This window comes from Halostella salina (assembly GCF_003675855.1).
GTDB classification, from domain to species: domain Archaea; phylum Halobacteriota; class Halobacteria; order Halobacteriales; family Natronoarchaeaceae; genus Halostella; species Halostella salina.
Genome location: NZ_RCIH01000003.1, coordinates 91578 through 103800, shown reverse-complemented (window position 1 = coordinate 103800; position 12223 = coordinate 91578). Strand labels below are relative to the sequence as shown.

13 protein-coding genes are annotated in these 12223 nt (G+C 69.5%); 5 read left to right on the top strand and 8 right to left on the bottom strand.

Annotated features, from left to right (window positions below; all coding sequences use genetic code 11):
* Positions 1–33: 33 nt before the first annotated feature.
* Complete coding sequence (locus D8896_RS06570; RefSeq protein WP_121821297.1) at positions 34–888, top strand: phosphatase PAP2 family protein; 855 nt, start codon at positions 34–36, stop codon at positions 886–888.
* 122 nt (positions 889–1010) lie between these two features.
* Positions 1011–1211 (top strand): dodecin, encoded by a 201-nt coding sequence (locus D8896_RS06565; protein ID WP_121821296.1) that lies wholly within the window; start codon positions 1011–1013, stop codon positions 1209–1211.
* Between the two features lie 30 nt (positions 1212–1241).
* Here D8896_RS06565 and D8896_RS06560 read toward each other — a convergent pair whose 3' ends face one another.
* Positions 1242–1610 carry a HesB/IscA family protein gene (locus D8896_RS06560; protein ID WP_121821295.1) on the bottom strand — a complete coding sequence of 123 codons (369 nt, stop codon included), beginning with the start codon at positions 1608–1610 and terminating at the stop codon, positions 1242–1244.
* 75 nt (positions 1611–1685) lie between these two features.
* Entirely contained in the window at positions 1686–2960 is a 1275-nt protein-coding gene (gene hisD / locus D8896_RS06555; protein WP_121821294.1) for a histidinol dehydrogenase, read from the bottom strand.
* Between the two features lie 167 nt (positions 2961–3127).
* Here hisD and D8896_RS06550 point away from each other — a divergent pair, with 167 nt between their 5' ends.
* Positions 3128–3967 (top strand): hypothetical protein, encoded by an 840-nt coding sequence (locus D8896_RS06550; protein ID WP_121821293.1) that lies wholly within the window; start codon positions 3128–3130, stop codon positions 3965–3967.
* A 75-nt stretch (positions 3968–4042) separates the two neighbouring features.
* On the opposite strand, the gene D8896_RS06545 is transcribed toward D8896_RS06550, so the two are convergent.
* Together D8896_RS06545 and D8896_RS06540 are read right to left on the bottom strand one after the other, a co-directional pair.
* Positions 4043–4678 carry a helix-turn-helix domain-containing protein gene (locus tag D8896_RS06545; protein WP_205596788.1) on the bottom strand — a complete coding sequence of 212 codons (636 nt, stop codon included), beginning with the start codon at positions 4676–4678 and terminating at the stop codon, positions 4043–4045.
* Between the two features lie 48 nt (positions 4679–4726).
* Positions 4727–5611 (bottom strand): alpha/beta fold hydrolase, encoded by an 885-nt coding sequence (locus D8896_RS06540; protein WP_121821291.1) that lies wholly within the window; start codon positions 5609–5611, stop codon positions 4727–4729.
* 189 nt (positions 5612–5800) lie between these two features.
* Here D8896_RS06540 and D8896_RS06535 point away from each other — a divergent pair, with 189 nt between their 5' ends.
* The gene (locus D8896_RS06535; RefSeq protein ID WP_121821290.1) at positions 5801–6142 is read left to right on the top strand and encodes a hypothetical protein; all 342 of its coding nucleotides are present in this window, start codon (positions 5801–5803) and stop codon (positions 6140–6142) included.
* Between the two features lie 84 nt (positions 6143–6226).
* Here the strand turns inward: D8896_RS06535 and D8896_RS06530 are convergent, their stop codons facing one another.
* The 4 genes from D8896_RS06530 to D8896_RS06515 form a co-directional block, all read right to left on the bottom strand.
* Complete coding sequence (locus D8896_RS06530; protein ID WP_121821289.1) at positions 6227–7303, bottom strand: hemolysin family protein; 1077 nt, start codon at positions 7301–7303, stop codon at positions 6227–6229.
* A 68-nt stretch (positions 7304–7371) separates the two neighbouring features.
* Positions 7372–8241 (bottom strand): universal stress protein, encoded by an 870-nt coding sequence (locus D8896_RS06525; RefSeq protein ID WP_121821288.1) that lies wholly within the window; start codon positions 8239–8241, stop codon positions 7372–7374.
* Between the two features lie 354 nt (positions 8242–8595).
* Positions 8596–9789 carry an ABC transporter substrate-binding protein gene (locus D8896_RS06520; protein WP_121821287.1) on the bottom strand — a complete coding sequence of 398 codons (1194 nt, stop codon included), beginning with the start codon at positions 9787–9789 and terminating at the stop codon, positions 8596–8598.
* Between the two features lie 66 nt (positions 9790–9855).
* Positions 9856–11223, bottom strand: coding sequence for an NAD(P)/FAD-dependent oxidoreductase (locus D8896_RS06515; protein WP_121821286.1), 1368 nt, complete (start codon positions 11221–11223; stop codon positions 9856–9858).
* Between the two features lie 149 nt (positions 11224–11372).
* Between D8896_RS06515 and D8896_RS06510 the strand changes: the two genes are divergently transcribed.
* Positions 11373–12161: an enoyl-CoA hydratase/isomerase family protein gene (locus D8896_RS06510; RefSeq protein WP_121821285.1), complete on the top strand. Its 789-nt coding sequence runs from the start codon at positions 11373–11375 to the stop codon at positions 12159–12161.
* The last annotated feature ends 62 nt before the right edge of the window (positions 12162–12223 follow it).

The window sequence follows — 12223 nt, the reverse complement described above, 5'->3', positions numbered from 1 at the left end:
CGAACTTAAAACGTACGCTCCGTAGGTGTACGTATGGGTCTGGTAGACGTGGTACTGCAGCTCGCGGTGATGGTCTCTATCCTCCTCACCGTCACGACTACCGTCCTCGTCGGCCCTCGCCGGCTGTGGCACGCGATCAGGAACTACCGCTGGCGGCTCGACGAAGTGGCCCCCTATCTGAGCCTCCTGCTGATCATTCTCGGGGTGCGAAAGCTCACGATGGATTACACCGGCGAACTGTCGTGGGCGCTCGACTGGAACATCACCGAACTCATCTACAGCCTCGAGGGCACGCTCGTCGCCGACATCCAGTCGATACGGACGCCGCTGTTGACGGACTACTTCGTGTTCATCTACCTGTACGGCTACGTGTTCCTCCTCGTTTTCCCCGTCATCGCCTACTTCGCCCGGGACGAGATGCGCTCGATGAAGGAACTGCTCGTCGCGTACGGGTTCAACTACGGCGTCGGGCTGGTCTGTTACGTCGCCTTCATCGCGTACGGCCCGCGGAACCTCATCCCCGACATCGTCAACTCCCTTCTGTACATCACGTATCCGCAGTCACAGCTACTCACCGGCGAGATCAACCACAACACGAACGTGTTCCCCTCGCTCCACGCCTCGCTGGCGACTACGACGTTCCTGCTTGCCTGGCGCACCCGCGACGAGTACCTCGCGTGGGTGCCCATCGCCGGGATCTTCTCGGTTAGCGTCTCGCTGTCGACGATGTATCTCGGTATCCACTGGGGCACCGACGTGGTCGCCGGCATCATACTCGCCGTGGGCAGCATCTACGTCGCCGACCACGTCGTCGAACACGACATGCTCGCCGACTGGGGGCCGTTCGGCGGCGGCTGGGGGGTCGAGCGCGTCCGGGAACGGCTCTGATATCCGTCCGGTCTAACTCTCGGCTCGACGCCGAAGCCGACTGCCGACAGCCGGAGCGGGCGGACGGAGGGGTGTCCCGACCCCGAGGATTAAGTCGAGCGGCGGGAAAACGCCTGTGTGCCATGGTGTTCAAGAAGATCACGCTGATCGGTACCAGTTCGGAGAGCTTCGACGCCGCGGCCGACGACGCGATCGACCGCGCGGAGGCGACGCTGAACAACGTCCACTGGATCGAGGTCGACGAACTCGGCGTCGAGATAGCCAGCGCCGAGGACCGCGAGTATCAGGCCGAGGTCACGGTGGCGTTCGAACTGGAAGACTAAGGGAGCGTCACCGGGCCGCCGTCGTTCGGGCTACGTCCGGAACGACTCGCCGCAGCCACACTCGCTGACGACGTTGGGGTTCTCGACGTGGAACCCCTCGCCCTGTAACCCCGTCTCGTAGTCCAGCACGCTGCCCTCGATGTAGTTCATGCTGGCGGGGTCGACGAACACCTGCAGGCCGTGGTGTTCGTAGATGGTGTCGTCCTCGTCGGCCTCGTCGTCGAAGCGCATCCCGTAGGAGAGACCGGCACAGCCGCCCTGCTGGACGAACAGCCGCAGCCCGGCCTCAGTCACGTCGAGGTCCTCGCCCTCCAGCAGGTCGAGGGCGCGCTCGGCGGCCTGTTCGGTCACGGTGATCTCGGGGCGCGTCTCCCCGCTCCCCGCGGCGTCCGTACTCATATCTCACACGACGCGGCCGAACGTGTTAACCCTGACGCTGAAGGTGCCGATCACCACCCGTCCGGCGACCTCCTGCTACCGCCCGTCAAACCGCGTCCGAACGCTCTCGGCGTGTGCCTCCAGCCCCTCGGCCTCGGCGAGCGTTTCGACGGTGTCCCGGAGGTCGCCGAGCGATTCCTCGGAGAGGCGCTGGACGGTCGTGGAGCGCAGGAACGTGTCGACGGAGAGGCCGCCGTGGCGCTTCGCGCCGCCGTTGGTCGGGAGGACGTGGTTCGTGCCGCTGGCGTAGTCTCCGGCGGCGACGGGGGTGTACGGGCCGAGGAAGACGCTGCCGGCGCTGTCGACCCGGTCGAGCAGCGCCTCGTCGTCCTCGGCCTGTATCGAGAGGTGCTCGGCCGCGTACTCCTCGGCGAACAGCACGGCCTCGCTCATCGACCGGGCGTGGAACACGCCGCTGGCGTCGCTTTCGAGCGCCGCCCGGACCGTCCCCTCGCGGTCCCGCCCGTCGGCCTGCGCCTCGACGGCGTCGGCAATGGCCTCGGCGGTCGGCTCGTCGTCCGTGACCGCGACGACCGACGCGTTCTCGTCGTGTTCGGCCTGCGCGACGAGGTCGGCGGCGACGTACTCGGGGTCGGCGGTGTCGTCGGCGAGCACCAGCACCTCGCTCGGTCCGGCGAGGAAATCGATGTCGACGTCGCCCCGGACCTCGGCCTTGGCGGCCGTGACCCAGCGGTTGCCCGGGCCGACGACCTTCTGGACGCGGTGGACCGTCTCCGTCCCGTAGGCCAGCGCCGCGACGGCCTGTGCGCCGCCGACGCTGTAGACGGTGTCGGCCCCCGCCGCGTGGATGGCCGCGAGGGTGACGGAGTTCATCTCCTCGGCCGGCGGCGTGGCGACCGCGACCTCCTCGACGCCGGCGACCTTCGCGGGCACGACGCCCATGATCGCGCTGGAGGGGTATGCCGCAGTGCCGCCGGGCGCGTACACGCCGACGCGTTCGAGCGGGCGGAATCGCCGGCCGAGTTCCCGACCGTCGAACGACTCCCGCCAGTCCGCGGGCACCTGTGCCTCGTGGAACTCGCGGACGTTCGCGGCCGCCGTCTCGATGGTGTCGCGCAGTTCGTCGTCCAGTTCGTCGTACGCGCGCTCGGCCCGGTCCGTGATTTCGAGGTTCGCAACCTCGACGTCGTCGAACTCCCGGGAGAAATCCCGAACCGCCACGTCGCCCTCCGTTCGGACGCGCTCGACGATGTCGACGACGTCGCTCCGCACCGCCTCGACGCCGGCGTCGCGGTCGAACAGCGCGGCGCGGTCGTTCGGGCCGAGGTCGGCGACTGCTCTGGCGTTCATACCCCACCGTTGGCGGGAGCGCGAAAAACGGTTTCCGATCCGCGGACCGCACGGGCGCTCGACTGGCGTCCTGCGGAGGAAGGCGACTCGCCGCAGGCCTGCTGTGCACGGCGTGCAACGATCCCACGACGTAGTTTCATGTTCGTCCGAACGGATAAACCGAGAGTATGACGGCGATAGATGGCGTCGTTATCGGGACCGTCTTCTCCCTGTTCGGTGTCGGCCTGTTCTACGGGGGGCTTCGCCAGCTCCGGTCGGGCCTCTCGCTGTACCGCAACGACGCGGTGTCGGTACGGGACGTAGCTGGGAGCGAGGGGACCGTCGAGTTCGACGGTCGGGCGGAACCCCGAGCGGACGAGGACGCGTTCGCGGCCCCGTTCTCGGGCGAGCCGGCGCTCTGTTGCGAGGTGTGGATGGAGAAGAAGTCGATACGACCGGACAGGGACGAGGAGGGGATGAAGGTCTACTCCTCGGAGGAGCACATGCGCATGGACGACCACGAGGTCACCTGGGGGCTGGCCGAGAGCGACGAGATACGCCGGCCGTTCACGGTCGGCGAGGGCGGTGCGCGCGTGATGGTCGACCCCGAAGGCGCAACTCTCGACATCACGGGCCACATGGGCGAGTCCGTACTGACCGTCGACGAGGGCGAGACGCTGTCCGAGGACGCCGGCGAGAGGCTGGCGGCGCTCGACGGCGGCGACGACGGGTTCGACGCGACCGTCGACACCTGGGACGACGAGGAAGCGACCGTCAGGTACCGGGAGGCGCGGCTGGAGCCGGGTGAGACCGTCCACGTCGCCGGAGCGAGCGTCGAAAGCGTCCCGGAGGAATGGGGCAGCGGCGTCGACGCGACCGTCGCCGCGTCCGAACCCGACAGCTATCGCATCAGCAGGGGGACCGAATCGGCCGTCGTCCGCCGTCACCTGATACAGTTCGTGACGGGCGTGGCCGTCGGCGGAGCCGCGCTCGGTATCGGCGTGCGATCGCTTTCGCTGGCGCTGTAACCGTCGCAGCGATGGTATCCGACGCCCGGGTGACAGGCGCGTGTACACCCCGGATCACGGCTTGCGCTCAACTGCTCACTTGACGTAACTCCCGACCACCGCCGCCTCCGCCTTCCGTATCAGCTCCCCCACCGCGCTCGTAGAACTGCCGAGCGCCTCGGCCACGTCTTCGACGGTTCCCGTCCGCGGGATCTCGTAGTAGCCCTCCTCGACGGCGGCCTCCAGCGCCGCCCGCTGGCGGTCGGTCAGCCGCGCTGGCGAACGGTTCCGCTCGAACCGACGGACCCGTTCGATGCGAAGGTCACCCAGCTCCGAGAGCGCGTCGTGGAGCGCGCTAAGGGCCGTGGCCTCGCCGACGGCCTCGAACTCGACTGCGCCGGAGCCGAGGAAGGCGACCGGCGGGAGAAACGCCACCTCCGCCGCAGCGATCGCGTCGAGAACCGCCGCCGGAAACGCGTACTCTTCCCGCGCGACGAACGCGTAGGTGCCGTCGTCCCCGGGGCTAAACGTGACGGCGTCGACCGTCCCGTCGGCGGCGACGGCACGCTCGGCCGCGTCCCGCGGTCCGTCCAGCCACAGCAGCGCGGTCGCGTCGGGGGTCGGACTCCACGTCAGGAGTTCGGCGCGGCCGAGGTCACCGTCGGCGATGACCCGACGGTGCAGCGGGTGGACGACCCCGTCGTACGTCATCGAGAACTCGATCCGCTTCACGTCGGAGTGCATCGGTCGGGACTATTTCAATCCGGGTGGTCGCCCGGGTCAGGCGTGCGCGCTCATCACGTCCGGTGCGCTCCGCAGCAGCGTCCCGAGGTGGTCCGCGCCGTCGAGGACCGTGACCGCCGCCGCGGGAAGCCGGTCCGCGAACCGCCGCGCGTCGTCGACCGGGACGTTCGCGTCGTCCGACCCGTGCCGGAGGTGGACGGGCGCGTCGACCGCGGCGTAGTCGACCCCCCAGTCGGTCGCCGCGTGGCGGAACTCGGTCACAGCGCCGCTGCGGTGCTCGGCGAACGCCTCGACGAAGTCGGCCTGCACGACCGCCGCCACGTCGTCCGGCACCGACTCGGGTGCGTCCGCGTACAGCCCGACGACGAAGGCGGGATCGCGACGCTTTGCCACCCACGCCTGCCCGCGGAACAGGCCCCGAAGGACCCGGGGTGTCGTGCTCGCCAGCCCGCCGAGGAGGCGCTGGACGGCCGGGGTCCGTTCGCTCACCGCCGGCGGCGTGGCCCCGGCGACGAGGTCGACCCGCGCGATCCGGTCGGAATGCGTCGCCGCGGCGGCGAGCGCGTACGGCGCGCCGCCGGAGAACGCGACGACCCCGGCGCGCTCCACGCCGGCGTCGTCGAGGACGGTCGCGACGAACCCTCCGGCGTCCGAGACGCCACGATCCGGCCACGGGGAGGACCGTCCATACCCCGGCCTGTCGGGGGCGAGCAGCCGAACGTCGTGGTCCGTCGCCGCCTCGTCGAGTAGCTTCCCGAGTCGACGCGATCCGGGTGTTCCGTGGAGGAACACGACCGGAGACCCCTCCGGACGCCCGTACTCGCTGTACGCGACTCGTCGCTCGCCATCCCGATGGATCGTGGTCGAGCGCTCGGTCTCCCGCGTGCCGTCGGTCCGTGAGGGGTCCGCCGTCGTCGCCATTACCTGTTCCTACCCGGTCTCGCCACGAGTCGATGGTGCCGGATTGATCCGGTGTTTTATATTACCTGTTGCGCTGGCCGCCCGGAGTCGTCTGACGCCCGCGTGGCAGTGGCCCGGCATGGGACCGGATCGTGTCCGGGTGCGATGCCGTCGGCAAACTAATACGTCTCTCGTCCTAACCTCCGCACGATGAACTGTTCGAAAGGCCGACGGTACGCCGCCCTGTGGAGCATCGCGCAGGGCGCGGTGGCCGCCCTCGTGCCGCAGGTGAGTATCGCGCTAATAAAGAAGCTGATCGGGACGAACTTCGAGAACGCCGGGGAACTCGAGGCCAGGCCCGCCTACGTCCGCCAGCTCCGGGCGGTCGGCGTCGGGATGGTCGCCGCGGGTGCCGTGACGCTCCTGCTGGAACCCGATGAGGAGGCGGACGACGCGGACGACGACGTCGAGGTCGAAACGGTACAGGTCGGCGAGTCCGGCACGGACGGCGACGACTCGACGGACGACGGGGCGGGTGAAGACGACGCCTGACCGGGCCGCGGGCGTGCCCGACGGTGCTTCATCACCGTTTCCGGGCCCGAAGCGGTGTGCGAGTGGTGACTGACCCGGCGATCGTCATTGCATTCCCCGGGGTTCCAGTTCGACATCGAGCGGGTCCTCTATCTCGCCCATCACCGCTTCCAGAGCGTCGGTGGCGGTGATCAGCCCGACGGGGGCGTCGTCGGTCCCGTCACTCACGAGCGCGAGTTCCTGCTGCTCGGCCTGGAACCGGTCGACGGCCTCGCTGATCGGCGTGTCATCGGGGATCGTCATTGGCGGGGCGGCGATGTCCTCGAACGTGACCTCGCCCCGGCGGAGTTCGTCGATGCGGTCGACGACGGCGGGCACGTACACGATACCGCGGAAGTCGGACGGGTCGTCGCCGACCAGCGGGAACCGCGTGTGGGGGCTCCCGCCGATCCGTTCGACGTTCTCCTCGACTGGGGCCGCCGTCGAAAGGAAGACGACTTCGTCCCGGTCGGTCATCACCTCGCTGACCGGCCGCTCACCGACGGTCAGGGCGTTCAGAACCTCCTCCCTTCGCTCTGCAGGAACGTCGCCGCGGGCGAGCAGCGACCCGAGCCGGTTGCGAAGCTCCGCCCGCGACTCGACGCGTTCGGTTTCGGTTTCGAGCCACGCACCGGTCATCTCGATCCCGAACAGGCCGAGGGTCCACTTGGCGACCTTGTCGCCGATCACGATGACCGGGTACAGCAGCTTGGCGAACCAGTAGAGCGGCGTCGCGCCCCACCGGGCGACGAACTTCGTCCGTTCGACCCCGAGATACGTCGGCGTCTGCTCGCCGTGGGTCAGGTGCAGCAGGTTGATGATGATGAAGGCGACGATCCCGCCAGCGCCGACGGCCGCGAGCAGCGTGTTCTCGAACACCGGATCGATCAGCGCGGCCAGTGCCGGTTCGGCGACGATACCGACGGCGATGCTCGTCGCGGAGATGCCGACCTGACAGCTCGTGAGGTAGATCTCCAGGTCGTGTGTCATCTCCCAGGCACGCCTGAGTCCCGGCACGTCGAACTCCGACTCCGGGTACTGGCGGACGCGGGTGAGCGCGAACTCGATCGCGACGAAGAAGCCGTTCGCGAGGATGAGCGCCAGTCCCGCGACGAGGCGAAGCGTCAGCTCGATCCCGTTCATGCGGAAACGTCGGCACGGGACCGGTAAGAAGGTGTCCTGACGGCTCCGGTCGCGGCGGGATCGAACCCCTACTCCCCGCCGCCGACCGTGATCACCGGCACCGGCGCGGAGCGGACGGTCTTCTCGGCGACGCTCCCGAGCAGGATCCGGTCGGTCCCGCGCCGCCCCGTCGTTCCCATCACGACAGCGTCGGCATCGGTCGATTCGACGGTGTCGAGCAGGACCTCGATCGGGCTCCCCCGTTCGACGTGCCGGACGACGTTCGCGACGCCGTGGGTCTCCGCCCGGGACGCGAGGTCGTCGACGGCGTCTGTCGCGACCTGCTCCCGTTCGGTTTCCGAGACGGTGGAGCGAACGTCAGGTCCCAGCGCCGTGTCGTCCACGACCGACAGCGCGTGCACGGTGGCGTCGAGAGCGGCCGCGAGCGGGAGTCCGTGCTCGGCGGCGCGGGCCGCCCCGTCGCTCCCGTCGGTCGGGATGAGCACGTCCTCGTAGGGGAACGCGAGTCGCTCGTCCGGTTGCATCCGCACTGTGAGGACGGGGACCGACGACAGGCGGACGACCTTCTCCGTGACGCTTCCGACGAGGTATCGCGACACCCCCTCCCGGCCGTGCGTCGGCATGACGACCAGGTCGTAGTCGTATCGCTCGGCGTAGTCGACGACCGTGGGTGCGGGGTTCCCCTGCACCACGTCGGAGTTGTGCGCGACGCCGAGCGTTTCGAGCGTCTTCTCCCCGTCCTCGACGACGGCCTCGCCCTCCTGCACGAGCGAGTCGACGACCGTGGATTCGACGACGCTGACGCTGTCGCGCGTCGTGTCCGCGACGAACAGGAGCGTGATGGTCGCGTCGGCCCAGTGTGCGACCTCGGCGGCGTGGTGCAGGGCCTCGGCGGCCCCGTCGCTGCCGTCGAACGGGAGCAGGATCTCGTCGTACATGCGTACCGCAAACTACGGGGATGGCATTGAAGTCGTTTGTCACCGCACCGGCCGCGGCGTCCGGCGGTGGATCGCTGGCGACCGTGACGGGGCGCTCGAACCGGTCGACCGAGTCGTCACTGGTCATTCGGTGAGATGTGGCCCGGAACACTAACGACCGGTCTCATCCCTGGCGGCGTGCCGCGTCGACCGGGAAACCCTCGTGCCGGGCCAGCGCCGCGTCGCCGCGGCGTGGGAATGTCGCGCGCCCGGGTTCTCCGCGCTGTCATCGCTCCCTGACGGGACTGCTCGGGCGGGGACTTGAGGCGCTCGGGTGCGAGTTGGCCGGGGGCGGACAAAAACGTGTCGCGGCGGTCAGACCTCGCCGGCGACCACGTCGGCGAGGCGCTGGCGGTCGAACAGGCGCTCGCTCTCGGGGAACTCGGGGTACGGGCCGCCCTCGGGGAAGCCGGGCCACTCGCCGAACTGGTCGGGGTAGAGCTGTTTCGCCGTCATCTCCAGCTGGAACAGGTTCATGATCGGCCCCTGATACCGCAGCCCGGACGCGTAGAAGCGGTCGTTATCGATCGCGGAGAGCTTGCTCCCGGCGGGGTCGTTGGCGACGGTCTGACGCGTGTCCTCGACGTAGTAGCTCGGGGCGGTCCCCCAGAGGTTGAGGATCACGTCCGGGTCGACCTCCAGCATCGCCTCGTAGTCGAGGGTGCCCCAGAGGTTCCACTCCCCGCCGGCGAACACGTCCTCGGCTCCGAGCGGCCGGGTGTCGGCCTGCCAGTACCCCGGCGCGTCGGCCTTGAGCGCGTAGAACGTGTCGTTCATGAAGGAGACCCGCGCGACGGTCGGGCGCTCCTCGGCGGGCGGGAGTCCGGACTCGATGGTCGACAGCAGGTCGGCGTGGACGGACGCCAGCGCCTCGTAGCGGTGCGTCTCGTCGAAGACGGCGGCGACGCGCTCGACGACCCCCCAGAGGTCGTAGTACTCGTAGCCGTCCCGGTAGGCCGACGGCGGGGTGGCGTGCGTGCCGCTGTAGTAGTTGCCGAACCACGGCCCGACCTGTTCGGCGACATCCTCGACGTCCGACCGCTCCCAGCCGTCCGTCGAGACGACGTAGGCCGGGTCGATGAAGTGCACGTCGCTGTCGAGTTCGAGCAGTCGCTCCCGGGACAGGCCCTCTGCGAGCGGGTCGGTCAGCCCCTCGTAGTCGAACGAGACGCCCGGGAGTCGCTCGTAGTACGCGTTCATCGTCGTCCCGGCCAGATCGGGGGTGAACAGCGTGTTCACGGCGTCCCCGTGGCCGAGCGCGACGGCGGCGTCGGCGTACTGCGGGAAGGCGACGAAGGCGCTCTCGGGGACCTCGTCGAACTCGACGGTTCCGACGGGCGACATCGTAGCGGTGTGTGGACCGCCGTCGTCACCGTCGCCGGTGTTCCCATCCTCCTCGGACTCCGGCCCCGTGCTCGTACAGCCGGCGAGCGTGCCGGCACCGATGAGGGTGCCGGTCGTCGTGATGTACTGTCTGCGCGTCGGGCCGCGAGCCGATCCACTGGACATGTTTTAGGGTTGCCTAAAATACGCTTAACCGTTGCGATCCGGCGGTGACGGGGACCAGCAGCCGCCTCAAACAGAGTAGGCCGACTCGGAGAGCTGGACGTACTTCCCGTCGCGGTACTTCCGTTTGGCCCGCTTGTACGTCGCGTAGATCTTCGCCCCCGAGATGCCGCTCCGGAGGCTCGGCTTCAGCAGGCGGTCGCTGTCCTCGTCGGCGAGCAGGCCGTCGACGGTCCCGAAGGCGTCGTCCCAGTCCGCTGGCCCGTAGTCGGCGACGATGTCTGCGAACGCGACGTTGCGGAGTATCTCGTCGCCGATGGCGTCCTTCCAGGCGTCGTTGTAGCGCCCCAGGGAGTCGGTCGCGGCGAGTTCGCCCGCGATCTTCCCCGTCCGGATCGCGACGTGGTAGCCGCCCTCGTGGAACGCGGAGGTAGTGCCCATCGCGCCGCCCGCGACGGCGACGTTCGCGCCGGTCGGCGAGTCGATCGGGCGAGTCGAGGAGATGGGGTACGTCTCCGTGCCGCCGGACTTCCCGCGGTCCTCGACGAGGGGGAAGTCCGACTCGATGTCGTACTCGTCGCCGTACTCGCGTTCGAGCAGGCGGCGGATGTACTCGCCACCGCGGGGGATCTCGTCGTCGTCCTCGCGGAGCAGGGCGTACGCCTCGGGGTTCTCCACGTCGTCGATGTCCATGCCGATGGGCATCGTCAGCCCGATCCGGGCGACGTTGTCGTCGTTCGGGAACACCCAGGGGTACGCCGTCTCGCCGGGCATCACCCCCCACCAGAACTTCAGCGTGTCGTCGTCGAAGACCTCCTCGGGAACGCGACGATGCTCCTGGTAGGCGATGTGGTTGGCCTCGACGGAGGGCAGGACCTCCGCCATCGACCGATCCGGGAGGAAGCCGTCGAGCACGCGGTTCGTTACGGTCCGCTGTGGCCCGTCCGCGAGGACGAGCGCGTCGGCGACCACCTCACCGCCGTCGGCCAGCGAGAGGCGGTGGGTCGGCCCGTCGAGGTCCGTCTCCACGCCCTGGACGCTCGCGCCGACGCGGTACTCAGCGCCGGCGTCCTCGGCGCGGTCGCGCCACCAGTCGTCCATCCGGGCGCGCTGGAAGGTGAAGCCGAAGTTCGGGTACGAGGATTCGATCCCGGTGTGTCGGAGGGTGCAGGACTCGTTCGGGCCGAGGAAGTCAACGTCGGCTAACTCCTGCAGGATCACGTCGTCGGGGATCGCCTCGTGGTCGACATCCATGATGTCGACCCAGTAGTCGAGCATCCCGGCGGCATCCGTCGAGTCCGGGCCGGGTCCGTCCCGGTCCTCGCGGGGAACTCCCTTCTCGAAGACGACGGCGTCCGCGCCGTTTCGCGCCGCCGTCAGGGCGGCCGCGGTCCCGGCCGGACCGCCGCCGACGACGGCAACGTCGATCCGTTCCATACCCCGACCCGACAGGTTACGAAGTATTAAATTCCCACCACTCGGGGCGGGAGGCAGTCAGCACGCGTCAGCGACGCGAGCACTTCGAGTCGCGATCCCGCCGGCGTCCGTCGTGGGGACTTTTGTCGGTCGCCCGCGCAGGGCCGTCCATGCAGGAGTTCGACTACCTCACCGTCGAGCGCGTCGACGGCGTCGGCCGGATCGTCATGGAGCGCCCGGACCACCACAACGCGATGAACGCGGCGATGGCCGCGGAACTCCGGGACGCGACCGCCGACCTGGTCGAGGACGACGCCGTGCGCGCCGCCGTCCTCACCGGCACCGGGGCCGTGTTCAACACCGGCGCGGACCTCTCGGCGTTCGAGGGCGACGCGACCGACGGCCGCAGGCTTCGAACGGTCGCGTCGCGGCTGCACGGCGCGGTCCGGAACCTCGCGAGCGCGCCGATGCCGACCGTCTCGGGCGTCAACGGCGTCGCCGCCGGCGGCGGGTTCGGACTGGCGCTGTCGGCCGACATCGTCCTCGTCTCGGCGGACGCCCGGTTCGAGTTCGCCTACCCGCAACTGGGGCTGTCGGGCGACGGCGGGTCGACGTTCTTCCTGCCCCGACTGGTCGGCCACCGGCGCGCCCGCGAGATCGCCCTGCTGGACGAGCCGATCCCCGCCGACGAAGCGGTCGAGATGGGGCTGGCGACGGAGGCCGTCGAGCCGGACGCGTTCGACGACCGGCTGGCGGAACTCGCCGCGACGCTCTCGGAGGGGCCGACGCGTGCGTACGCGGCGACCAAGCGCCTGCTCAACCGGAGCTACTCGCGGACGCTGCCCGCGCAACTGGCCGCCGAGACCGACTCCGTCTCGCGGCTCGCGGAGACCGACGACTACGCCCGGGGCCACGCCGCGTTCCTCGGCGACGGCGAGCCGTCGTTCGAGGGGCGCTGACGCGCGGACCGCGGCGGCCGTCGCGTCCGCGCTCGACAGGTCCGCCGCAACCCGACCGATTA

Bases quoted from the DNA above. Each gene is read 5' to 3' on its own strand.
- D8896_RS06565 (WP_121821296.1), top strand. From the start codon at position 1,011: ATGGTGTTCAAGAAGATCACGCTGATCGGTACCAGTTCGGAGAGCTTC.
- D8896_RS06515 (WP_121821286.1), bottom strand. From the start codon at position 11,223: ATGGAACGGATCGACGTTGCCGTCGTCGGCGGCGGTCCGGCCGGGACC.
- D8896_RS06560 (WP_121821295.1), bottom strand. From the start codon at position 1,610: ATGAGTACGGACGCCGCGGGGAGCGGGGAGACGCGCCCCGAGATCACC.
- D8896_RS06535 (WP_121821290.1), top strand. From the start codon at position 5,801: ATGAACTGTTCGAAAGGCCGACGGTACGCCGCCCTGTGGAGCATCGCG.
- D8896_RS06520 (WP_121821287.1), bottom strand. From the start codon at position 9,789: ATGTCCAGTGGATCGGCTCGCGGCCCGACGCGCAGACAGTACATCACG.
- D8896_RS06525 (WP_121821288.1), bottom strand. From the start codon at position 8,241: ATGTACGACGAGATCCTGCTCCCGTTCGACGGCAGCGACGGGGCCGCC.
- D8896_RS06550 (WP_121821293.1), top strand. From the start codon at position 3,128: ATGACGGCGATAGATGGCGTCGTTATCGGGACCGTCTTCTCCCTGTTC.
- D8896_RS06570 (WP_121821297.1), top strand. From the start codon at position 34: ATGGGTCTGGTAGACGTGGTACTGCAGCTCGCGGTGATGGTCTCTATC.
- D8896_RS06530 (WP_121821289.1), bottom strand. From the start codon at position 7,303: ATGAACGGGATCGAGCTGACGCTTCGCCTCGTCGCGGGACTGGCGCTC.
- D8896_RS06510 (WP_121821285.1), top strand. From the start codon at position 11,373: ATGCAGGAGTTCGACTACCTCACCGTCGAGCGCGTCGACGGCGTCGGC.
- D8896_RS06540 (WP_121821291.1), bottom strand. From the start codon at position 5,611: ATGGCGACGACGGCGGACCCCTCACGGACCGACGGCACGCGGGAGACC.
- hisD (WP_121821294.1), bottom strand. From the start codon at position 2,960: ATGAACGCCAGAGCAGTCGCCGACCTCGGCCCGAACGACCGCGCCGCG.